The organism is Arthrobacter sp. H-02-3, from assembly GCF_003097355.1.
Classification (GTDB): domain Bacteria; phylum Actinomycetota; class Actinomycetes; order Actinomycetales; family Micrococcaceae; genus Arthrobacter; species Arthrobacter humicola.
In genome coordinates, this window is record NZ_PYUI01000004.1 from 48,684 (window position 1) to 70,689 (window position 22,006).

Consider the following 22,006-nt stretch of genomic DNA (forward strand, 5'->3'; position numbering starts at 1 on the left):
TTCGGCTAGTTCTGGATGGTCTCAGAGGGTGAGGCGGTCTTGCGGGCGGACGTCATGAGTTTCATGAGGCTTTCCTGGCTTGCTTCGTCCTTGTTCAGCACGCCGGTGATGGCGCCTTCGAAAATCGTGTAGATCCGGTCCGAGAGGCCCAGCAGTTCGGGCAGTTCCGAGGAAATGACGATCACGGCCTTGCCCTGGTTGGCCAGGTTCTGGATGATGCCGTAGATCTCGTACTTGGCGCCGACGTCGATCCCGCGGGTGGGCTCGTCCAGGATCAGCACGTCCGGGTCGGTGAACATCCACTTGGCCAGCACGACTTTCTGCTGGTTGCCGCCGGAGAGCTTCGCGACGCCTTCCTCGACGGAGGGCGTCTTGGTCCGCAGCGACTTCCGGTACTCCTCGGCAACCATGTACTCCTTGTTGGTGTCCACCACGAAGTGCTTGCTGATCTTGCGCAGGTTCGCCGAGACCGTGGTGGCCTTAATGTCGTCCAGCAGGTTCAGGCCCAGGGACTTGCGGTCCTCCGTGACGTAGCCCAGCCCGGCGTCGATCGCCTGGCGGACGTTCTTAAGCTGCAGTTCCTTGCCGTCCTTATAGACGTGGCCCGAGATGAAGCGGCCGTAGGAGCGCCCGAACACGGACCGGGCCAGCTCGGTGCGTCCGGCGCCCATGAGGCCGGCGAACCCGACGATCTCGCCGCGGCGGACGAAGAAGCTGGAGTTCTTGCAGACCAGGCGGTCCTGGATCTGAGGGTGCCCGACGTTCCAGTTCTTCACTTCGAAGAGGACGTCGCCGATCTTCGGCTCGTGGTCCGGGAACCTGGATTCCAGGGTCCGGCCCACCATGCCCTTGATGATGCGGTCCTCGTCGACGCCGTCGGCCTTGACGTTCAGGGTCTCGATCGACTTGCCGTCGCGGATGATCGTGATCTCATCCGCGATCTGTTCGATCTCGTTGAGCTTGTGGGAAATGATGATCGAGGTGATGCCGCGGCCCTTCAGGCCGAGCATGAGATCCAGCAGGTGCTGGGAGTCGGACTCGTTCAGCGCGGCCGTGGGCTCGTCCAGGATCAGGAGCTTGACCGACTTGTTCAGGGCCTTGGCAATCTCGACCAGCTGCTGCTTGCCGACGCCGATCTCCTTGATGGGGGTGTCCGGATCTTCCCGCAGCCCCACCCGGGCCAGCAGTTCGATGGACCGCTTCCGGGCCTCGGTCCAGTCGATCACGCCGCGCTTGGTCGGTTCGTTGCCGAGGAAGATGTTCTCCATGATCGACAGTTCCGGGATCAGCGCGAGTTCCTGGTGGATGATCACGATTCCGGCGTGCTCGCTGGCGCGGATGTCCTTGAACTCCTGGACTTCGTTCTGGTAAACGATGTCCCCGGTGTAGGTGCCGTACGGGTAAACCCCGGACAGGACCTTCATCAGGGTGGACTTGCCGGCGCCGTTTTCACCGCAGATGGCGTGGATCTCGCCGGCTTTCACCCGCAGGCTCACATCGGCCAAAGCTTTAACGCCGGGGAATTCCTTGGTGATGGAACGCATCTCGAGGATTAGCGGATCACTGTGCGTGTTGAGGGACGTCATCTGCCCTTACGCCTCCAATGCATGACTTCGTTGTCCGCCCCTGCAAACCGCAGGGCCGTCTGATGGAAAAGTAAACTGGATCACAGGCCTTGTCGTCAAGTCTTTAACGCAACGGCCCGATAACGAATGGTTAGTTCCGCCGGATTCCGGCGTGCTGGAAGACCAAAGCCGTGGCCCCGAGAGCCTCCGCCCGGTCGCCCAGGGATGACATCGTGAGGGTGGTGGTCTCCCCGATGACCGGCACCGCGTGGCGGATCAGGCCGCGCCGGATCGGGTCCAGGAGGAGCTCGCCGAGCCCTGCCAGCGGACCGCCCACCACAATGACTTCCGGGTTGATCAGGTTCGCCACGTTCCCCAGAGCGCGTCCGACGGCGAGACCGGCGTCGTCCACCACGCGGAGTGTCGCGGAGTCCCGTTCCAGGGCTTTCCGGACGATGTCTCCGGGCGTGAGGGGCCGATCCTCGCCACGGCTCAGGAGTTCGATCATGGTGGTGGTGGAGGCGATGGTTTCGAGGCATCCCCGGTTCCCGCAACGGCAGATCAGCCCATGTTCGTGGATGGTGGCGTGGCCGATTTCGCCAGTGATCCCCACGTTGCCGTAGTACGGGACGCCGTTGAGGATCAGACCCGCGCCGATGCCCGAACCGATCTTGAGGAACATCAGGTTGCTGACGCCGCTGTGCGGCCCCCAAGTGACCTCGGACAGGGCGCCCAGATTGGCGTCGTTGTCCACGAAAACGGGCAGGTCAAGGGCTTCCTCGAGGCGTTTGAGGATGTTGATGCCCACCCATTCGGGCAGAATCGCGCCCTGCGCCACGGTGCCGGTGCGCCGGTCGATCGGGCCGGGAATTCCGACGCCGGCACCCACCAGGGCGCTGCGTTCCACGCCGCTGCTGGCGAGCAGCCGGTCCAGTACACCGACGGCGGCCTGGATGCCCTCCTCCGCGTGGTGGCCCAAGGGAAGCAGGACCGATTCCTCGGCGATCACGTGATAGCTGAGCGAGGCCAGGACCACGCGCAAGTGGCGGCGGCCAAAGTCGATCCCGACGGCGACGGCACCGTTGCTGTTGAGCCGTACGTTCAGGGCCCGTCGCCCGGAGCTGGTGATCGGCTCGGTCGAGGCCAGTCCGGCGTCCTGCATGATCTTGACGATGTTGGAAACAGTCGCAGTGGAAAGGCCGGTCTGGCGGGCCAGTTCCGCCTGGGTGGAAGGACCGGCGAGGAGGCATTCGATGATCCGCTGCTGGTTCAGATGCCGGAGCGCGGACTGCGATCCCGGGTTCTTGGTTCGGCTCCTCGTTGAGCGCGTTGGTGAGGGCATGCTATGAAGCGTGACGCATCCGCGGCTTGTAGTCAAGAAGTTAACGCATTGATAACGGTGCCGCAGGATTCCGGCGGCGCGAGCGGCCCTTAGCGCTTCCACGCTCCGCTGCCGGGACGTTCTGCCCTGCCCGCCGGATGGCCGGGCGGAAATGCACCACTGCAGGGCGTGTGGGCCGAAGCTACGCTGGGACAAGAGAGTCCGCAGCGGTCCTGCGGAGGTGCCCGGAAAATCTTGAGGTGGTAATGGTGCTGCTGGCCCTGATGCAGGCGAACTCCGCCGTGCTGGACATAACGGCGAACTGCGCCGCGGTGGATGACGCGGCGCGCACGGCGGTGGCCGCGGGGGCGCAATTGCTGCTGACCCCCGAGCTCTTCCCCGTGGGCTACGCGCCGGGCCGGCTGCGCACGGACTTCGACCCCGCCACGCTGCCTGCGCTCCGGGAGGCCCTGGCGGGGATCGCCCGGCGCCATAACATCGCCCTGGTCTACAGCCTGCCCGCCGTGACGCCAGCAGGAGGGTGGCACATCACCGCCACCCTGGTGGACGCGTCAGGCGACGAACTGCTCAGCTACGGGAAAGTGCACTTGTTCGGCCCCGATGAGCGGGCGGCGTTTGCGCCGGCCGCCGCGGCCCCCGGCGTCGTGGAGTTCCACGGGCTCAAAACGTCGCTGGTTATTTGCTACGACATCGAATTTCCCGAGTCCGCACGGGCCGCCGCCGTGCGCGGTGCCGAACTGCTCCTGGTGCCGACGGCCCTCGCCGGCGGGTTCGACGCCGTGCCGAAGGTGCTGGTCAGGGCCCGGGCCCTGGAGAACCAGCTCACGGTCGCCTATGCCAACCACACCGGCGTGGAGGACAGCTATGACTTCCACGGCGGCAGCATCGTGGCGGGTCCCGACGGATCCGTCCTGGCCGAGGCAGGACCCGGGGCGGAACTGCTGTTTGCCGAGCTCGGTGAACCCAGTAACGCCGCAGCGGACCCTGCCGAAGGGGCCGGCAGCGCAGACAGGGCGGACGATCCGGAGGCCGCCGTGGCGTATCTGCGCGACCGCCGCCCGGACATCTACCGTTCCTGGGACGTCTGACCGGCGGGCGTCCGGCCACGGGTCTGGGCGGCGGGGGAGCCAGCAGCCGGCGCAACGACGTCGGACGCGGCCGGCACCGCTGAGCCAGCCGCGGCGCCGGGCAGCTCCAGGCCGCCCAGGTACTGGAGCGCTATCCACAGCTCCGCGCGGGCCTGCGCCTGATTGAGGTCAAGTCCCAGCAGATCGGTGATGATGCCGATCTGCCGGCGGACGCTGTTGCGGTGCAGGCCCGTGGCCTTTGCCGTGGCGTCCCAGCTGCCGTTCTCGCCCAGCCAGGCCCGCAGGATGCCGAGCAGGCTGTCGCGGCGTTCCGGCTCAAGCGCGAGCACAGGTGCCAGCAGGCGCCCCGCCAGCAGGGCCCCGGCCTCGGCGCCCAGCAGGCCCGTCACGGACCACGTAACGTCGTCCTCCCGGGCGCTCCGGCGGCTCGTGAGCACACGGTTCCGCAGCGAGGAGGCGCGCTGGTAGGCCTCCGCCAGGCCGGCGAATTCGGTGCTGCTGCCGATCACCAGGCTCCACCCGAGCCGTTCGACCTCGGCGAGCAGGGCGTCGTCGACCTTCAGGCGCGTTATGGCGGCAAAGCCGTAGTCGGTGAGCTCCACCAATTTGGTGTCGAACAGCCTGCGCCACTCGAGCAGCTCCCGGACCGGGCCCTCGCCCGTGCGGCGCGGCGCGTCCGCCGTCCTGCCGCCGCCGGCGGCGGTGTCGAGCCGGAGGCCCTGAATGACGCGCAGCTGACCGGACCGGGTGGAGGAAATGCTTTGTGCCAGCAGGTCCTTCAATCCGGTGACGTGCCGTGCCGTTCCTGACGCCACGCTTTCCGGATGCAGGAGCAGCGCCGTGGCCAGCTGGCTGGGGGCCAGGGAACCGCTGGTGCGCTGGCGGACCAGCAGTTCCAGCAGCCCGACGGCGGTGGAGACAACACTGTTCTGCGCCGGGGTCAGCGCGGCGTCCGTGCCGATGACGAGAGCGCCGAGGTTGGCGTCCCGGGTGCTGCGCAGCGGATGCCCGAAGACGAGCGACGAGCCGGCGGCGTCGAACGAATCCATCTCCACCCGGGGACCGCTGCCGGCGAGCAGCCGGGTCAGCAGCGGCTGCAAGGCGGCTGAATCAACGCCCGGGGCGGCCGGGCCGCGGGCACGCACCCGGCCGTCGGCGCCGACCAGCACGGCCCAGACCGGGACGCGCTGCACGAGTGCGGCGAGGAGTTCATGTTCGGGGCGCGCAGACAGGACCGCGCGCATCAACTGCCGGTTGGTGTCCGCCAGTTGGCGGAAGGTCTTGGCGTTGTCCGATTCGAGGAGCCGGGAAAACTCGAGCCCCAGGGCGGCGAACGGGAGGTTCCCCGGGATAGACACCAGCGTCAGCTCCTGCCGCCGGCAGGCCTGGACCACGGTATCCGGCACGGCATCGAAGTAGGGTTCCAGGCCAAAGCCGAGGGCGCCGACCCGGGCCTCAACCAGCCGCCGCACATAAGCGTCCACCGCATCCTGGCTGCCGCCGTCGCCTACGAACGGCAGGCCGGCGGTGAGCAGGAACTCGCCGTCGAGCAGGTAGGGGGTCGGGTCGTCCAGCTCACTCGGCTCAACCCAGCGCAGCCGCCCCTCTCCGTTGCCGCCGTCGTGCAGGACCTTCAGCGCCGGAAGCTGGCCCAGGAACTGCGCCAGGGTGACGAAGCCGAGCCGCTCGGAGCCCTCAGCAGCCACGGCCGTGGTTCCCGGTCTGGCCGCCCGGACGCCGGGCCCACCACCGGGCCGGCAGTGCATTAAGTCTCATGACTGAAGACTATAGGTCATTTTGCACACCCGTGAGAGGTGGCTCACAAGCCTAGGGTGGGTCAGGGGAAACCGACCACTACTGAAGATAAGGACGTCAACGATGACTGTGCCAACTCTGATCGGGGAACGCCCGCCGGCTGCCGCCGGCCGTCCCGGGCTCGCCGCCCAGCTCCTGCGCCGCAAGCCGATCGGGCAGCTGGTCAGCGAGGCCGAGACCGGGCACGGAGGCACGCGGCTGGTCCGCAGTTTCGGGGTACTGCAGCTGACCATGATCAGCGTCGGCGCCACGCTCGGCACCGGCATCCTGGTCATCCTGGGCGAATCCGTGCCGCTCGCCGGACCGGCCATCTGGATCTCCTTCGCCATCGCCGGATTCGCCGCGCTGCTCTCCGCCGTGTCCTACGCGGAGATGGCCGGCCTGGTGCCTGCCGCCGGGTCCAGCTACTCCTATACCTACGCGACCATGGGCGAGGGCATGGCCTGGATCTGCGGCTGGTGCCTGGTTCTGGAATACGCCGTCTCCGTGGCCGCCGTCGCGGTCGGTGCCGGCCAGTACGTCAATGAGGCCCTGGCGGTCTTCGGCCTCACGCTTCCGGACGCGATGTCGCAGCCGCCGGGAGCCGGCGGGGTGCTGAATATTCCCGCAATCATCATTGTGGTGCTGGCCATGGTGCTGCTGGTCCGCGGTGCCAAGGAAAGCGCCTGGATCAACACCGCGATTGTCCTGATCAAGGTCGGCATCCTGCTGTTCTTCTGCGCCGTGGCCTTCACCGCGTTCAACGGCGGACACTTTGAACCCCTCATGCCGATGGGCGCCGCCGGGGTCTCGGCCGCGGCCTCACGGGTCTTCTTCTCCTACATCGGCTTCGACGCCGCCTCCACGGCCGGCGAGGAAGCCCGCAACCCCAAGCGCGACCTCCCGCGGGCCATCCTGCTCTCCATGCTGATCGTCACCAGCATCTACGTGCTCGTCTCCGTCGCCGCCATCGGCGCCCGACCCTGGGGCTGGTTCGACGGCACCGAAGCCGCCCTCGTGAAGATCCTCGAGGAAATCACCGGCCAGCCGTGGGTCGGCGTCGTGTTCGCCGTCGGTGCCGTGCTTGCCATCGCCAGCATCGTGCTGACCGTCCTCTACGGGCAGACCCGGATCCTGCTGTCCATGTCCCGCGACGGCCTCGTCCCCAAAGTCTTCGGCCGCGTCTCGCCCCGGACCGGCACGCCGGTTGCCGGAACCCTGATCGTAGGCACCGCCGTCGCGCTGACCGCCGGCCTCGTGCCGCTGGGCGCCCTCGCGGACGCCACCAGCATCGGCACCCTCTTCGCCTTCGCGCTGGTCAACGTGGCCGTCCTCTACCTGCGCCGCAACCGCCCGGAGCTCAAGCGCAGCTTCCGCGTCCCGCTCTTTCCGCTGACCCCGATTCTCGGCGCCCTCATGTGCGCCTACCTCATGGCCAACCTCGGCGCCGAGACCTGGGCGGTCTTCGGTGTCTGGATGCTCGTGGGCCTAGCCGCCTACTTCGGCTACGGCCGCAAGAACTCCAGGGTGGCGGCCCTGGGGCACGAGGAATACCGTGAACTATCAAGCCGCCAATCCGCCACCACCACCACAACCGAGGAACTGAAGGCAGAGATCTCATGACCACCGCCACCGAACTGCCGGCTCCCGCACCGGCTACCACCCCGACCGAGGCGCCCATCACCATGCTGAACCCGGATTTCCCGTTCAGCTACGACCACTATCTGGCCCACCCGGACGGCCTGGGGTCCGTGCCGCAGGAACTGTACGGGACGGAGGTCGCCGTCGTCGGTGCCGGCCTGTCCGGGCTCGTGACCGCCTATGAGCTCATGAAGCTGGGCCTGCGCCCGGTGGTCTATGAAGCCGATCAGATCGGCGGCCGGCTGAGGACCGCCAGCTTCCCGTCCGCGCCGGGCATCGTGGCGGACCTCGGCGGCATGCGGTTCCCGGTCTCCGGGAAGGCTTTCTACCACTACGTGGACCTGCTCGGGTTGGACACCCAGGAGTTCCCCAATCCGCTGGCGCCGGCGACCTCCAGCACGGTGATCGAGCTCGCCGGCCAGAAGTACTACGCCGAGACCGCGGCGGACCTGCCCCCGTTCTTCCTCGAGGTCGCGGACGCGTGGAAGGCGGCCGTGAACGACGGCGCCCGGTTCGCCGAGATGCAGGAGGCCATCCGGGCCCGGGATACGGCCCGGATCAAGGAACTGTGGAACGCGCTGCTGCCGGAGCTGGACGAGCAGACGTTCTACGGTTTCATCGCCGGCAGCGACTCCTTCAAGCAGGCCGGCTTCGCCCACCGCGAGGCGTTCGGGCAGGTGGGCTTCGGCACCGGCGGCTGGGACACCGACTTCCCCAACTCCATCCTCGAAATCCTCCGGGTCGTCTACACGGACGCCGACGACCAGCACCGGCTCATCGCCGGCGGCGCGCAGCGGCTCCCCGAGGCGCTGTGGGAGCACGCGCCGTCGGGAATGGCGCACTGGCCCGACGGCACCTCCCTGGCGTCGCTGCATGCGGGTGCCCCGCGCGGCGCCGTGGAGCGCATCGCCCGCGACGGCAGCGGCGACTTCCGGATCCGCGAACGCTGGGGACGCGAGTCCGCCTACCCGGCGGTGGTGACCACATGCCAGTCTTGGCTGCTGTCGACGCGGATCCACACGGACGAAACCCTGTTTCCCGCTGAGCTGTGGACGGCGATCGAACGCTCGCACTACATGCAGTCCTCCAAGACCTTCGTCATGGTGGACCGGCCGTTCTGGAAGGACATCGATCCGGAGACCGGCCGCGAGGTCCTGTCGATGACGCTGACCGACCGGCTGAACCGGGCCACGTACCTGCTGGACAACGGCCCGGACCAGCCCGCCGTGATCCTGTTGTCCTACACGTGGAACGACGACGCGCTGAAGTGGCTCTCACTCGACGCGGACCAGCGGGCGGAGCTCATGTTGCACTCGCTGGAGCAGATCTACCCGGGCGTCGACATCGCCAGCCACATCGTGGGACAGCCGATCACGGTCTCGTGGGAGGCCGACCCCAACTTCATGGGCGCGTTCAAGGCCAACCTGCCGGGTCACTACCGCTACCAGCAGCGGCTCTTCACCCACTTCAAGCAGGACGGGCTGCCCGCCGAACAGCGCGGGATCTTCCTCGCCGGCGACGACGTCTCCTTCACCGCCGGCTGGGCCGAGGGTGCCGTCACCACCGGCCTCAACGCGGTCTGGGGCGTGGTCAACCACCTCGGCGGCCGGACACCGGCCGGGAACCCGGGCCCGGGCGAGCTCCTGCCCGAGCTGGGCCCGATCGCCCTGGACTAACCCGATCGCCCTCGGCTAGGCAGCCCCGCGGGCTAACCCGATCGCCCTCGGCTAGGCAGCCCCGCGGCTCAGGCGCTGTGGAGTTCGCGGTGCGCCCGCGCCAGCTCCTGGTAGTGCGCGGCATTGCGCTGGACGCCCGCGAACTCCTCGTCGCTGAGCTCGCGCCGGACTTTCGCGGGCACCCCGGCGACGAGCGAGCGCGGCGGGATGACCGTGCCCTCCAGCACGACGGCACCGGCAGCAACAAGCGAGCCGGTGCCGATCACGGCCCCGTTGAGGATGGTGGCGCTCATACCGATCAGGCAATCGTCCTCGACGGTGCAGCCGTGCACCACGGCGCTGTGGCCGACGCTGACCCGGGCCCCGACGGTGCAGGGGAACCCGGGATCGGCGTGCAGCACCACGTTGTCCTGCAGGTTGCTGCCGGCACCCACGGTGATGGCGGCGGTGTCGGCGCGGACGGACACGCCGTAGAAGGCGCTCGAGTTCTCAGCCAGCGTGGCGTTGCCGATCACCGAGGCCGTGGGCGCGATGAAAGCGGAGTCATGGACGGCCGGGGTCGTGCCGGCGAATGCGTAGAGGGGAGCCATGCCTCCAGCCTAGGACACCCGCCCACGGGGGTTTGGGTCAGTCGGGGGAGCGGAGGACGGTAAACCCGCCGTCGCCGCTGCCACCTTTGCTGTCGCTTGCGGCTTCTCCGCTGCGCGGGGCGGGGGACGGGAGGACGACGGCGATCGGCGCGCCGGGTTCGGCCACGCGCCCGAGTTCGCGGACGACGCCGTCCCACTGGTCCGGCGGCAGGCCCGCCAGGGCGTCCACCGCCCAGACCGAGGAGAACGCGGCGTCGGCGAACGGCAGCGATTCCGGGCCCGCCACGGACGCCTCCAGCCCGTGCGCCCGTGCGGCATGGATATTTTCCTCGGACGGGTCGACGCCGGTGAAATGGATGCCGGACTGCACAAAGTGCAGCCCGTCGGTGCCCGTGCCGCAGTCGAGCCCCAGCACCGCGTGCCGCCCCTCTGACTTGAGCAGGGCCACGAATGATTCGAGCCGGTCCTTCCGGATGGATTCCATGGCTCTAGTCAAGGACCGGAATCAGTTAAAGACAACCGTCCGGTTGCCGTCGAGCAGGACACGGTGCTCGGCATGCCACTGCACGGCCTGGGCCAGGGTGCGGCCCTCCACGTCCCGGCCCATCTGGACGAACTGCTCGGCGGTGCGCCGGTGGTCCACGCGGATGACTTCCTGCTCGATGATCGGTCCCTCATCCAGGGCTGCCGTGACGTAGTGCGCCGTGGCCCCGATGAGCTTCACGCCGCGGGCGTGCGCCTGGTGGTAGGGCTTGGCACCCTTGAAAGAGGGCAGGAATGAGTGGTGGATGTTGATCGCCTTGCCCGTGAGTTCGCTGCACAGCTCGTCGGAGATGATCTGCATGTACCGGGCCAGGACGGTGAGCTCGATGTCGTGCTCCTTCATCAGGAGACGAAGGGCGTCCTCGGCCTGGACCTTGGTGTCCGGCGTGACGGGGATGTAGTGGAACGGGATGCCGTAGAACTCCGCCAGGCCCTCAAGGTCCCGGTGGTTGGAGACAATGGCCGGAATGTCGATCGGCAGGGTGCCGGAGCGCTGCAGGAACAGCAGATCGTTCAGGCAGTGGGCCGAGGTGCTGGCCATCAGCAGGGTGCGGACCTTCCGGCCGGCCGGGTTCAGGCTCCACTGCATGCCGAAAGCCTGGGCCACGGGCTCCAGGGCCGCCTGCAGCTCGGCCCGCTCGGCGGCCGTCGTCGCCTCCACCCGCATGAAGAAGGTGCCCGTGCCGTGGCTGCCGTACTGCTGGGAGTCCGTAATATTGCAGCCCGCCACGAGGAGGGCTCCGGCGACGGCGTGCACGATGCCGGGCCGGTCAGGGCAGGACAGAGTCAGGATGTAGGAAGCAGTCAGGTTCTCGTCAGTCACGAAGAACAGCCTACCCGCGCTTCAAGGGCAGTTTTGTAAGCGTTTTGGTAGTGTTAACCCGTCGCAACTGGCGTTGGATGGCTAACCATCAGGGAGCGGCACTCACGAAGACCACGGATCGTACGCCTGGGCCGAGGGTCATGTCTTACCGGTTGGCAGCTTCGCCGCTGCCAGGCCGTTGCCGGCGCCTGTTCAGGGTGCCAATCGCCGACGTCGCGTCCCGCTGTCCGGGGGTCCGTCATCAAGGGGCGGTGCAACGGGCCAGCCGGTAGCCTGACCATTAGCCGTACCCGTTGCCTACCAGGAGTTCCTCGTGACTACTACTACCGCCACCTCAGCCGCCGTGAGCAACCAGCCGCTGGCCGAACTCGACCCGGAAATCGCCGCCGTTCTGGCCCAGGAGCTTGGCCGCCAGCGCGGCACCCTGGAAATGATCGCCTCCGAGAACTTCGCCCCGCGCGCCGTGATGGAAGCCCAGGGTTCCGTCCTGACCAACAAGTACGCCGAGGGCTACCCGGGACGCCGCTACTACGGCGGCTGTGAATACGTCGACGTCGCCGAGCAGCTGGCGATCGACCGTGTCAAGGAGCTCTTCGGCGCCGAATACGCCAACGTCCAGCCGCACTCGGGTGCGCAGGCCAACGCCGCCGCGCTCGCCGCCATGATCACCCCCGGTGACAAGATCCTGGGCCTCTCCCTGGCCCACGGCGGTCACCTCACCCACGGCATGAAGCTGAACTTCTCCGGCAAGCTCTACGAGGTTGCCGCCTACCAGGTCGAGGAAGACAACTTCCGGATCGACATGGACAAGCTGCGCGAGCAGGCCATCGCCGAAAAGCCCCAGGTCATCATCGCCGGCTGGTCCGCCTACCCGCGGCACCTTGATTTCGCCGCGTTCCGCTCGATCGCCGACGAGGTCGGCGCCCTGCTCTGGACCGACATGGCGCACTTCGCCGGCCTCGTGGCCGCCGGGCTGCACCCGAGCCCGGTCCCGCACTCGGACGTCGTCACCTCCACCGTGCACAAGACCCTCGCCGGCCCGCGATCCGGCGTCATCCTGGCCAAGCAGGAATGGGCCAAGAAGCTCAACTCCGCCGTGTTCCCCGGCCAGCAGGGCGGCCCGCTCATGCATGTGATCGCCGCGAAGGCAGTGGCCTTCAAGATCGCCGGTACCGAGGAATTCAAGGAACGCCAGGAGCGCGTCCTCGAAGGCGCCAAGATCATCGCCGAACGCCTCGGCCAGGCCGACGTCGCCGCCGCCGGCGTCTCGGTCCTGACCGGCGGCACCGACGTGCACCTGGTCCTGGTGGACCTGCGCAACTCCCAGCTGGACGGCCAGCAGGCCGAGGACCTCCTGCACTCCGTAGGCATCACCGTCAACCGCAACGCCGTGCCGTTCGACCCCCGCCCGCCGATGGTCACCTCCGGCCTGCGCATCGGCACCCCGGCCCTGGCCACCCGCGGCTTTGGCGCCGAGGAATTCACCGAGGTCGCCGACATCATCGCCACGGCGCTGAAGTCCGGCGCGGCCACGGATATCGAGGCCCTGCAGGCCCGCGTGGACAAGCTGGCCGCCGATTTCCCGCTGTACCCCCAGCACGAGCAGTGGTAATCGATGACTTCTGCAAAAATGGCTGAAACCGCCCAGATCCTTGACGGCAAGGCTACCGCCGCTGCCATCAAGGCTGAGCTGAAAGAACGCGTGGCCGCACTCAAGGCCATGGGCGTCACCCCCGGACTGGGCACCATCCTGGTCGGCTCCGATCCCGGCAGCACCTGGTATGTCGGCGGCAAGCACAAGGACTGCGCCGAGGTGGGCATCACGTCCATCCGCCGCGACCTGCCCGAGGAAACCACGCAGGATGAACTCCTGGCCGTGGTCCGCGAGCTCAACGAGAACCCGGAGTGCACCGGTTACATCGTCCAGCTGCCGCTGCCCAAGCACATCGACCAGGACGTCATCCTGGAGGCCATGGACCCTGAGAAGGACGCCGACGGCCTCCACCCGATGAACCTGGGCCGGCTCGTGGCCAACGTCAGCGGACCCATGAAGTCCCCGCTGCCGTGCACGCCCAAGGGCTGCGTGGAACTGCTGACCCGGCACGGCATCAGCCTCAACGGCAAGCGCGTCCTCGTGGTGGGCCGCGGCGTCACCATCGGCCGCCCGGTGGGACTCCTGCTGACCCGCAAGGACGTCAACGCCACGGTCATCCTCGCCCACACGGGCACGGTGGACCTGCCGGCCGAACTCCGCCAGGCCGACGTCGTGATTGCCGCCGCCGGCCAGCCGCACATGATCAAGGCCGGGGACCTTAAGCCCGGGGCGATCGTGCTCGACGTCGGCGTCAGCCGCGTGGACGACGGCACCGGCAAGGCCGTGGTCACGGGAGACGTTGACCCCGCCGCGGCCGACGTCGCCGCCTGGCTCTCGCCGAACCCGGGGGGAGTGGGGCCCATGACCCGCGCCATGCTCCTGGCCAACGTGGTGGAAACCGCCGAGCGCCAACTGGCATCGAAAAGCCACGCCGGGCTCGCCTAGGAATCCGAGCTGATGACAGGGCACCTGCTTCCCGCGAAGCAGGTGCCCTGTGGCTTTAAGAGCGGGGGCTTGAATCGGGCGGAACGCCGCAGCTGGGCGCCGGGACGCATAACAGAACGAATACGTCAGGAGTTTTTACGAAAAGACTCTTTCATACTTTGCGGGGATCCACTACCGTGGTGCGGGTGTCCGAACTTGTCTCGAAAGAATCCCCCGTGAGCAGCCCCTCTGATGCCGCTCCGCAGTACGTCATCACCGCCGAAAACCTCACCAAACGCTACGGCGACGTCACCGCCGTCGACGGCATCTCCTTCCGCGTCCCCGCCGGGGAAGCCTTCGGCCTGCTGGGCCCCAACGGCGCCGGGAAGTCCACCACGATGAAGATGATCGGCGGGGTCTCCCAGCGCACCTCCGGCAGCCTGAGCATCATGGGCCTGGACCCCGAGCAGCACGGCCCGGAAGTCCGCGCCCACCTGGGCGTCGTCCCGCAACAGGACAACCTGGACGAGGAATTGAAAGTCCGGGACAACCTGCTGGTCTACGGCCGCTACTTCGGCCTTCCCATGAGCTACCTCAGGCGCAAAGCCGACGAGCTGCTGGAATTCGCCCAGCTCACGGACAAGGCCAACGCCAAGGTGGACGCCCTGTCCGGCGGGATGAAGCGGCGCCTGACGATCGCCCGCTCCCTCATCAACGAACCCCGGATCCTGCTGCTGGACGAGCCGACCACCGGCCTGGACCCGCAGGCGAGGCACATCCTCTGGGACCGGCTGTTCCGGCTCAAGGAACAGGGCGTCACCCTGATCCTCACGACCCACTACATGGATGAGGCCGAGCAGCTGTGCGACCGCCTGATCGTGGTGGACAAGGGCAAGATCATGGCCGAAGGCTCTCCGGCCAGCCTGATCCGCGACTACTCCACGCGGGAGGTGCTCGAACTGCGCTTCGGCTCGGACCGCAACGCGAGCGTCGGCGCGGAGCTCGAAGGCATCGGCGAACGCCTGGAGACCCTGCCGGACCGGGTGCTCATCTACGCCCATGACGGCGAGGCCGCCCTGGAGCAGGTCACCGCCCGGGGACTCCGGCCGGTCACCTCGCTGGTCCGCCGCTCTTCGCTGGAAGACGTCTTCCTGCGCCTGACCGGCAGGAGCCTCGTTGACTAAGCCAACGACGACGGCGACGCCCGCCCTCCGCGCCCACTCGCCGGAAGTCTCGGCCGCCCGTGCCCGCCGCTGGGGCGCCTTCTACTACGCCGAACAGGTCCTGCGTGTCATGAAGGGCTACGGCTGGACCATCGTCATGTACGGCGTGGGGCAGCCGGTGGCCTATCTGTTCGCGATGGGCGTCGGCCTGGCCACACTGGTCGAGGCCAACGGCGCCGGCGCCTTCGGCGGCGTCAGTTACCTGACGTTCATCGCGCCCGCCCTGCTGATCTCGGCCGCCGTCATGACGGCCGCCAATGAGTTCACCTTTCCGGTGATGGACGGCTTCAAGTGGCGGCGCGTCTACTACGGCCCGCACGCCTCGCCGCTGACGCCGGAGCAGATCGCCGGGGGCCAGGTCATCGCCGTCACCGTCCGCTTCCTGCTGCAGTCGGCCCTCTACTTCGCCGTCGTCGCCCTGTTCGGGGCCGCGCCCGGCACCTGGGCCTGGGTGTCCATCCTCATCGCCACGCTCGCCGGCCTGTCCTTCGGGCTGCCGCTTATGTCCTACGCGGCGACGATCCGGAATGACAAAGGCCAGTTCGCCATGGTCATGCGGTTCATCGTCATGCCGCTGTTCCTGTTCTCCGGCACGTTCTTCCCGCTGGACACGCTTCCGCTCGGCGTCCGCTGGATCGGCTGGATCTCGCCGATCTGGCACGGCACCGAACTTGGCCGCGTGGTCAGCTACGGCTACGAGGAAGAGCCGTGGCTCACGATCGTCCACCTGGTCTTCCTGCTGGGCCTCGCGGCCGCCGGCTGGGTCCTGTCCAAGCGCCAGTTCGCCAAAAGGATGGCCTCATGAGCGTTCTTACCGGAAGTTTCAATGCGGGGGACCACAGCGTCACGGACGCCGCACGCCGCCGGCGTTTCGGGCCCATGTACTCCCGCAACGTCCGCGCCGTCGTCGCCCGCGGGCTCATGGCCACCAAGAGCAGCAACTGGATGGTCATGGTCTCCGGGTTCTTCGAACCCGTGCTGTACCTGATCTCCATGGGTGTGGGCCTGGGCGCAATCGTGGGGTCCGTCCAGGGCCCCGGCGGGCAGGAGATCAGCTACGCCGCGTACATCGCGCCGGCACTCTTGGCAGTGTCCGCCATGAACGGCGCCGTCTACGACTCCACCTGGAACGTCTTCTTCAAGATGAACTTCGCCAAGCTGTACCAAGGCATGCTCTACACCTCGCTGGGGCCGCTGGATGTCGCCATGGGCGAGATCTTCCTGGCCCTCCTGCGCGGGTTCCTGTACGCCACCGGCTTCACCGCCGTGATGGGCGTGATGGGCCTCATCACCACGCCATGGGCCATCCTCATGATCCCGGCCTCGGTGCTGATTGCCTTCGGCTTCGCGAGCTTCGGCATGGGGGTCACAAGCTTCATGAAGACGTTCCAGCAGATGGACTGGATCAATTTCGTGATGCTGCCGATGTTCCTGTTCAGCGCCACGTTCTACCCGCTCAGCGTCTACCCGCAGTACATCCAGTGGCTCATCCAGGCCATGCCGCTGTGGCACGGCGTGGAACTGCTGCGCCAGATCAGCGTGGGCGTGTTCACCCCGGCCACCGCCGTGCACGTCGGCTACTACCTCGTCATGATCGCCCTCGGCGTCACGCTCACCACGGGCCGCCTGCGCCGGCTGTTCCTCACCTAAGGAGATCCCATGATCGGACAATGGCACGCACTCGTCATCGACTGCGAGAACCCGGACACGCTCGCAGGCTTCTACCAGGAGCTGCTGGGCATGATCCGGGTGCAGGAGGACCCGGACTGGATTTCGATCGGCGACGCCGCCGACCGTCCCGCCGTCGCCTTCCAGCGCGTGGACAGGCTGGTCCGGCCGCAGTGGCCCGACGCCGAGCACCCGCAGCAGATGCACGTGGATGTGAAAGTCACCGACCTCGACGCCGGCGAGGCCGAAGTCATCCGGCTCGGCGCTGCGCGCCTGGCAGGCGGCGGGGAATCCTTCCGGGTCTACACCGACCCCAGCGGCCACCCGTTCTGCCTGGTTCTTTCCTGAGTCGCCTGAACTGAACCGCCTGAACTGGGCTGCGTGGCCTGAGCCGCCTAAACTGAGCCGCGTGGCCTCAGCCGCGCCGTGCGGGGCGCCTCTCCGGGGCCGCTTCGCCTCTCTCAGCGGCGGGGGCGGCGTTCGCCCGGGGTGGAAGCGCCGCGGGCGGCCTGCCCCGTTTGCGATAATAGGCTCATGCAATCTCTGGGTAGCCCCGCGTCCTCGTCCACCACGGCCACGGGCCGGTTCTCCACGTTCCGCATCAGCGGGCCGGGGATGCTGGTCTTCATCATCGCGTTCACGGTCGCCGTGATCTTCGCGGCCAACCAGAACGACGTCGTGGGCTGGGTCGTGGCGATCATCGCCGGCGCCTGGCTGGCGCTGGCCTCGTTCGTGGTGTTCAGCATCCAGCGGGCCGCCAAGCGGGCCGCGGCCAGGCTCGACGAGGCCCAGAACGCCTTCAACGCCGCCACCGGGCGGGCGCCGACGGCCAGCAGCGTGGACCATGGCGGCACCCGCGTGGTCAGTGAAGGCCTCCCTGCGGAGAGCGTACGCGACATGAAGCTCGACCACTCCTTCAAGATCGTCCAGGTTCAGGTGCGCGTCGTCGAACAGGAACGTGCCAAGGGCGAGGCCGCGGACCAGGACACGATCCGCCGGGCCCTGGAGACCATCGAGATCACCTCGACCAACGCACGGGACATGATCAAATCCTCGGCCGGCGGCGACGAACCCGTCAGCGGAACCATCATCGACTAGAGTGGATCGGGTGAGCTCGGCATTGAAGAAGGACCACCTTCGCATCGCATCAGTCAACGTCAACGGCCTGCGTGCCGCCTATAAGAAGGGCATGGCGGAATGGCTTGAACCGCGCGAAGTGGACATTCTGTGCCTCCAGGAGGTCCGCGCGCCCGATGCGATCGTCCAGGAGCTGCTCGGCGAGGGCTGGTTCATCCTGCACGCCGAGGCCGAGGCCAAAGGCCGGGCCGGCGTCGCCATCGCTTCGCGCGAAGAGCCGCTTGCCACCCGCGTGGGCATCGGGGATGACTACTTTGCCACCACCGGACGCTGGGTCGAAGCCGACTACACCGTCCGCAACGCGGAGGGTGAGGCATCGCAGCTGACCGTCGTGAGCGCCTACGTGCACTCGGGCGAGGCCGGCACGCCCAAGCAGGATGACAAGTTCCGTTTCCTTGACGTCATGATCAAGCGACTGCCCGAACTCACCAAGCACAGCGACCACGCCCTCGTCGTCGGTGACCTCAACGTCGGCCACACAGAGCTGGACATCAAGAACTGGAAGGGCAACGTCAAACGTGCCGGCTTCCTGCCGGAGGAGAGGGCGTATTTTGACCGCTTCTTCGGCGAGGAAATCGGCTGGAAGGATGTTCACAGGGGCCTGGCGGGTAACGTCGACGGCCCCTACACTTGGTGGTCGCAACGGGGCCAGGCCTTCGACAACGACACCGGCTGGCGCATCGACTACCACATGGCCACGCCCGCTCTCGCTGCTGCCGCAGTGTCAGCCGTTGTTGACCGGGCATCGTCCTGGGACACACGCTTCTCCGACCACGCCCCGCTGGTAGTGGACTACCGGCTCTAGTTTTAAGGCTTCCACGAATGACCTCTACTTCCACTGTGACCGACGCCGGCGTCGCTCCTGACCCTGAGACAGCCGCCGGCAAAGCCGCTCCGGCTACCACCGGGGCCCGGCACCGCATCCTCTCGGGCATGCAGCCCTCCGCGGACTCCCTGCACCTGGGCAACTACCTCGGAGCCCTCGTGAACTGGGTCCGGATGCAGGATGAGTACGACGCCGTCTTCTTCATCCCGGACCTCCATGCGATCACCGTTCCGCAGGACCCCGCCGAGCTCGCCCACCGCACCCGGGTCACGGCCGCGCAGTACATTGCCGGCGGCGTGGACGTGGACAAGTGCACGCTGTTCGTCCAGTCCCAGGTGCCGGAGCACGCCCAGCTGGCGTGGGTCCTGAACTGCATCACGGGTTTCGGCGAGGCGTCCCGGATGACCCAGTTCAAGGACAAGGCCCACAAACAGGGCTCAGACCAGGCCAGTGTGGGCCTGTTCACCTACCCCATCCTCCAGGCCGCGGACATCCTGCTGTACCAGCCGCACGGTGTCCCCGTGGGCGAGGACCAGCGCCAGCACGTCGAACTGAGCCGTGACCTCGCCCAGCGGTTCAACACCCGCTTCGGCCAGACGTTCACGGTGCCGCAGCCCTTCATCCAGAAGGAATCCGCGAAGATCTACGATCTGCAGCACCCCACCGCCAAGATGTCCAAGTCGGCGGAGTCGCCTGCAGGCCTGATCAACCTGCTCGACGATCCCAAGGTCACCGCCAAACGGATCAAGTCGGCCGTGACGGACGCGGAGACCGAAATCCGGTTCGACCGCGAGGCCAAGCCGGGCGTGTCGAACCTCCTGACCATCTATTCGGCGATCACCGGGCAAACCGTTGACGCCCTGGTCGGCGCCTATGAGGGCAAGATGTACGGTCACCTCAAGGTGGACCTCGCCGAGGTGGTCACCGAGCACCTGACGCCGATCCGGAACCGCGCCAATGAGCTGCTGGACGATCCCGCGGAGCTGGACCGGCTCCTGGCCCTCGGCGCGGACAAGGCCCGTGAGATCGCCTCGGTCACCCTGCGCGACGTCTACTCCAAGGTGGGCTTCCTGCCGTACGCCGGCGCCCACGGAGTCCGCTAGGTCAATGTCCTCCGTCAGCAAAGTCACCGCGAAAGCCGCAACGTCAAACGGGCAGGCACGCAGCGAAGGCATTAGCATCGGCGTGATCCTGAGGTTCCCGGCGGACATCGCCGAGGAGCTTCAGCGCTGGCGGGCGTCCTTCGGGGACCCGATGGCCTCCGTCGTCCCGGCCCACATCACGCTGGTCACCACCACCATGACGCAGGACTGGGACGCCACCTGCGCCCATGTCCGGGACGTGGCCCGCCGGCAGGAGCCGTTCACGGTGACCATCGCGGGGACCGGGTCTTTCCGCCCGGTGTCCCCGGTGGTCTTCCTGAACGTGGAGGACGGCTTCGGCGAATGCGTGAACCTGCACCGTCAGCTGCAGTCCGGTCCCCTGGAACGGGAGTTGCCCTTCGACTACCACCCGCACGTGACCGTGGCCCACGACGTCGCCCCGGAAAGCCTCGATGAGGCCGAAACGGTCCTGAAGGATTACTCGGCCACGTTCCCGGTGGCTAGCATGGGACTTTACGAGCACGATGACAACGGCATCTGGCAGCTACGGGAAGAGCTTGACTTTGGGACCAAACTCGACGACGACAGAGGCCAGGACGGCACCGCAGACGCCCGCTAAGCCGCCGCTTCCCACCGACCTGGCCGGGCTGAAGCTGGAAGTGATCCGGAAAAGGGTCGACTGGGGCCGGGTACGACGCTCCGGCGGCGGATGGATTGCTTCGCTCATGGCGATGGTGGCGTGGCTGCTGGCCAAGGTCAACGCGCTGCTGCCCGTGCGGGCCTACACGCACTACCTCCGCCAGCGCGGCCCGTTGTTGAGTGCCGGCATCGGGTTCCGGATGTTTTTCTCCGTCACGGGTCTGTTGGCCACCGGATTCTCCATTGCCGGCCTCGTCCTCAGCGGACATCCGGCCCTGCTGGACACGATCATCAGGAGCGTGGACGCCGCCGCGCCCGGCCTGTTGCAGGTCGACGGCAGCGCGGGGCTGGTTGATCCTTACCAGCTGCTGAACCCCGCTAGCCTGGGCTGGGCCGCCGGGATTGCCGCCATCGTCACGGTATTCACCTCCCTGGGCTGGATCAGCGGCATCCGCGACGGTGTGCGGGGCATGATGCGGCTCGGGCCGCTGGTGATGAATCCGATCCTGCAGATACTCAAGGACGTCGGCACGCTGCTCCTGATGGGCGTGGCCCTGGTGGTCAGCTCGGCAGTCTCCCTGATCTTCGGCACGGCGGCTGGGTGGGTGGCCCAGCAACTGGGCCTGGACCCGATAGTGGCCGGGCCTTTGACGACGTCCATCACAATCCTCGTGCCGCTGCTGCTCGGCTGGGGCACCGCCCTGATCATGTACCGGGTGGCCGCGGGGCTGAAACCGGCCCGCCGCTCACTGCTCGAGGGGACCACCCTCGCCGCGATAGGCGCCACCGTGCTGCAGATCTTCAGCACCCAGCTGCTGGCCAGTGCCGGCAAGAACCCGATTCTGGCGCCTTTCGCCATCATCATCGGCCTGCTGATCTGGTTCAACCTGGTCAGCCAGGTCTACGTGATCTGCGCCGCGTGGGTGGCAATCCGGGAGGAAGACCTTAAATCGCAGCCCGTCTCGACGACCACCGGGTGGGGCGCCCGGCGGGTCCAGCCCGGCAAAACACCGGTGGACTCGCCGGCTGAGCCGCGGGCACGCCGCAGGGCACTGCCCGCCGCGTTCAGGCGTCGAGGTACTGGTCGGCCCACGCCGAAATAATCTTCGCGGCACGCGCCGCCTGCCCCTTACCCGTCAGGAGGTGGTCGCTGCCCTCCAGCGAGACGAAGCTGCGCGGGTGGCGTGCCGTCCGGAAGATGGTGCTGGCGTTTTCGATCCCCACCGTGTTGTCGGTAGGGGAGTGCAGCACCATGAGCGGCTTGTGCAGCTGCCGGATACAGTCCGTCAGGTCCGCGTTTTCCAGATCCTCGACGAAGTGACGCCGGATCTCCACACGCTTGCCGCCAAGATCCACCTCGGCGCTTCCCTCCTCCAGGATCCGGTCCAGCGCCGCGTCAAAGACGTGGGCCACGTGCTTGGGCGAGAACGGGGCGCCCACCGTGGCAACAGCCTTGAGCTCCGGAATCTGCCGTGCCGCGGACAGGACGGCAGCGCCGCCGAACGAATGTCCCACCAGCAACGACACCCGCCGACCCGAGTCCCGCATGAACTCGGCGGCCTTGACGGTGTCGGCCACCTTGTGGCTGAATGAGCCCTCCGACCACATCCCCGCCGACTCGCCGAGCCCCAGGTTGTCGAACCGGAGCATGCCCACTCCGTTGTCCGCCAGGGCCTTGCACATTCGCGACGCCGAGGGGCTGTCCTTGCCCAGGGTGAAGCCGTGCGAGAACACGCCCCAGCCCTTCACCGGGCCTTCGGGCAGGTCCACGACGCCGGAGAGCAGTTCGCCGGTGGAACCCTGGAACGAGACTTTTTCTGAACGGGACAC

21 protein-coding genes are annotated in these 22,006 nt (G+C 67.5%); 14 read left to right on the forward strand and 7 right to left on the reverse strand.

The features are described 5' to 3' along the window. Positions 1 to 5: 5 nt before the first annotated feature. Complete coding sequence (gene mmsA, locus C9424_RS05765; RefSeq protein WP_116765958.1) at positions 6 to 1,586, reverse strand: multiple monosaccharide ABC transporter ATP-binding protein; 1,581 nt, start codon at positions 1,584 to 1,586, stop codon at positions 6 to 8. A 130-nt stretch (positions 1,587 to 1,716) separates the two neighbouring features. Beyond that, positions 1,717 to 2,907 carry an ROK family transcriptional regulator gene (locus tag C9424_RS05770; protein WP_116765959.1) on the reverse strand — a complete coding sequence of 397 codons (1,191 nt, stop codon included), beginning with the start codon at positions 2,905 to 2,907 and terminating at the stop codon, positions 1,717 to 1,719. 245 nt (positions 2,908 to 3,152) lie between these two features. Between C9424_RS05770 and C9424_RS05775 the strand changes: the two genes are divergently transcribed. Continuing rightward, complete coding sequence (locus tag C9424_RS05775; protein ID WP_116765960.1) at positions 3,153 to 3,995, forward strand: nitrilase-related carbon-nitrogen hydrolase; 843 nt, start codon at positions 3,153 to 3,155, stop codon at positions 3,993 to 3,995. Here the strand turns inward: C9424_RS05775 and C9424_RS05780 are convergent. Beyond that, on the reverse strand, positions 3,974 to 5,761 hold the full coding sequence (locus C9424_RS05780; RefSeq protein WP_202615786.1) for a PucR family transcriptional regulator: 1,788 nt from the start codon (positions 5,759 to 5,761) through the stop codon (positions 3,974 to 3,976). The genes C9424_RS05775 and C9424_RS05780 overlap by 22 nt on opposite strands. 112 nt (positions 5,762 to 5,873) lie before the next feature. Between C9424_RS05780 and C9424_RS05785 the strand changes: the two genes are divergently transcribed. Together C9424_RS05785 and C9424_RS05790 are read left to right on the forward strand one after the other, a co-directional pair. Next, complete coding sequence (locus C9424_RS05785) at positions 5,874 to 7,412, forward strand: amino acid permease (RefSeq protein ID WP_202615787.1); 1,539 nt, start codon at positions 5,874 to 5,876, stop codon at positions 7,410 to 7,412. Continuing rightward, complete coding sequence (locus C9424_RS05790) at positions 7,409 to 9,106, forward strand: flavin monoamine oxidase family protein (protein ID WP_202615788.1); 1,698 nt, start codon at positions 7,409 to 7,411, stop codon at positions 9,104 to 9,106. The genes C9424_RS05785 and C9424_RS05790 overlap by 4 nt, the downstream gene beginning before the upstream one ends. A 68-nt stretch (positions 9,107 to 9,174) precedes the next feature. Here the strand turns inward: C9424_RS05790 and C9424_RS05795 are convergent, their stop codons facing one another. Genes C9424_RS05795 through purU form a run of 3 tightly spaced genes read right to left on the reverse strand, consistent with a single transcriptional unit; the run spans position 9,175 to position 11,062 of the window. Beyond that, a complete protein-coding gene (locus tag C9424_RS05795) occupies positions 9,175 to 9,696 on the reverse strand; it encodes a gamma carbonic anhydrase family protein (protein WP_116765962.1) in 522 nt (173 codons plus the stop codon). Positions 9,697 to 9,733: 37 nt separating this feature from the next. Then, the gene (locus C9424_RS05800) at positions 9,734 to 10,180 is read right to left on the reverse strand and encodes a class I SAM-dependent methyltransferase (protein ID WP_116765963.1); all 447 of its coding nucleotides are present in this window, start codon (positions 10,178 to 10,180) and stop codon (positions 9,734 to 9,736) included. A gap of 21 nt (positions 10,181 to 10,201) precedes the next feature. Beyond that, the gene (purU, locus tag C9424_RS05805) at positions 10,202 to 11,062 is read right to left on the reverse strand and encodes a formyltetrahydrofolate deformylase (protein WP_091250903.1); all 861 of its coding nucleotides are present in this window, start codon (positions 11,060 to 11,062) and stop codon (positions 10,202 to 10,204) included. Between the two features lie 313 nt (positions 11,063 to 11,375). Here purU and glyA point away from each other — a divergent pair, with 313 nt between their 5' ends. The 11 genes from glyA (at position 11,376) to C9424_RS05860 (ending at position 21,279) form a co-directional block, all read left to right on the forward strand. Beyond that, on the forward strand, positions 11,376 to 12,674 hold the full coding sequence (gene glyA / locus C9424_RS05810) for a serine hydroxymethyltransferase (protein ID WP_116765964.1): 1,299 nt from the start codon (positions 11,376 to 11,378) through the stop codon (positions 12,672 to 12,674). 18 nt (positions 12,675 to 12,692) lie between these two features. Next, positions 12,693 to 13,601 (forward strand): bifunctional methylenetetrahydrofolate dehydrogenase/methenyltetrahydrofolate cyclohydrolase, encoded by a 909-nt coding sequence (locus C9424_RS05815; RefSeq protein WP_116765965.1) that lies wholly within the window; start codon positions 12,693 to 12,695, stop codon positions 13,599 to 13,601. 215 nt (positions 13,602 to 13,816) lie between these two features. Further along, positions 13,817 to 14,764 carry an ABC transporter ATP-binding protein gene (locus C9424_RS05820; RefSeq protein WP_116766115.1) on the forward strand — a complete coding sequence of 316 codons (948 nt, stop codon included), beginning with the start codon at positions 13,817 to 13,819 and terminating at the stop codon, positions 14,762 to 14,764. Then, a complete protein-coding gene (locus tag C9424_RS05825; protein WP_116765966.1) occupies positions 14,757 to 15,608 on the forward strand; it encodes an ABC transporter permease in 852 nt (283 codons plus the stop codon). The genes C9424_RS05820 and C9424_RS05825 overlap by 8 nt, the downstream gene beginning before the upstream one ends. Next, complete coding sequence (locus C9424_RS05830; RefSeq protein WP_116765967.1) at positions 15,605 to 16,453, forward strand: ABC transporter permease; 849 nt, start codon at positions 15,605 to 15,607, stop codon at positions 16,451 to 16,453. Before C9424_RS05825 ends, C9424_RS05830 begins: the two co-directional genes overlap by 4 nt. A 9-nt stretch (positions 16,454 to 16,462) precedes the next feature. After that, entirely contained in the window at positions 16,463 to 16,819 is a 357-nt protein-coding gene (locus C9424_RS05835; RefSeq protein WP_116765968.1) for a VOC family protein, read from the forward strand. A 186-nt stretch (positions 16,820 to 17,005) separates the two neighbouring features. Beyond that, positions 17,006 to 17,569 carry a hypothetical protein gene (locus C9424_RS05840; RefSeq protein WP_116765969.1) on the forward strand — a complete coding sequence of 188 codons (564 nt, stop codon included), beginning with the start codon at positions 17,006 to 17,008 and terminating at the stop codon, positions 17,567 to 17,569. Between the two features lie 10 nt (positions 17,570 to 17,579). Then, positions 17,580 to 18,413, forward strand: a complete 834-nt coding sequence (locus tag C9424_RS05845; RefSeq protein WP_116765970.1) for an exodeoxyribonuclease III — start codon at positions 17,580 to 17,582, stop codon at positions 18,411 to 18,413. Between the two features lie 17 nt (positions 18,414 to 18,430). Next, a complete protein-coding gene (gene trpS / locus C9424_RS05850; protein WP_116765971.1) occupies positions 18,431 to 19,537 on the forward strand; it encodes a tryptophan--tRNA ligase in 1,107 nt (368 codons plus the stop codon). Positions 19,538 to 19,541: 4 nt separating this feature from the next. Beyond that, the gene (locus C9424_RS05855) at positions 19,542 to 20,156 is read left to right on the forward strand and encodes a 2'-5' RNA ligase family protein (RefSeq protein WP_116765972.1); all 615 of its coding nucleotides are present in this window, start codon (positions 19,542 to 19,544) and stop codon (positions 20,154 to 20,156) included. Further along, the gene (locus tag C9424_RS05860) at positions 20,101 to 21,279 is read left to right on the forward strand and encodes a YihY/virulence factor BrkB family protein (RefSeq protein ID WP_237563326.1); all 1,179 of its coding nucleotides are present in this window, start codon (positions 20,101 to 20,103) and stop codon (positions 21,277 to 21,279) included. The genes C9424_RS05855 and C9424_RS05860 overlap by 56 nt, the downstream gene beginning before the upstream one ends. Here the strand turns inward: C9424_RS05860 and C9424_RS05865 are convergent. Beyond that, complete coding sequence (locus C9424_RS05865; RefSeq protein ID WP_116765974.1) at positions 21,242 to 22,006, reverse strand: alpha/beta hydrolase family protein; 765 nt, start codon at positions 22,004 to 22,006, stop codon at positions 21,242 to 21,244. The genes C9424_RS05860 and C9424_RS05865 overlap by 38 nt on opposite strands.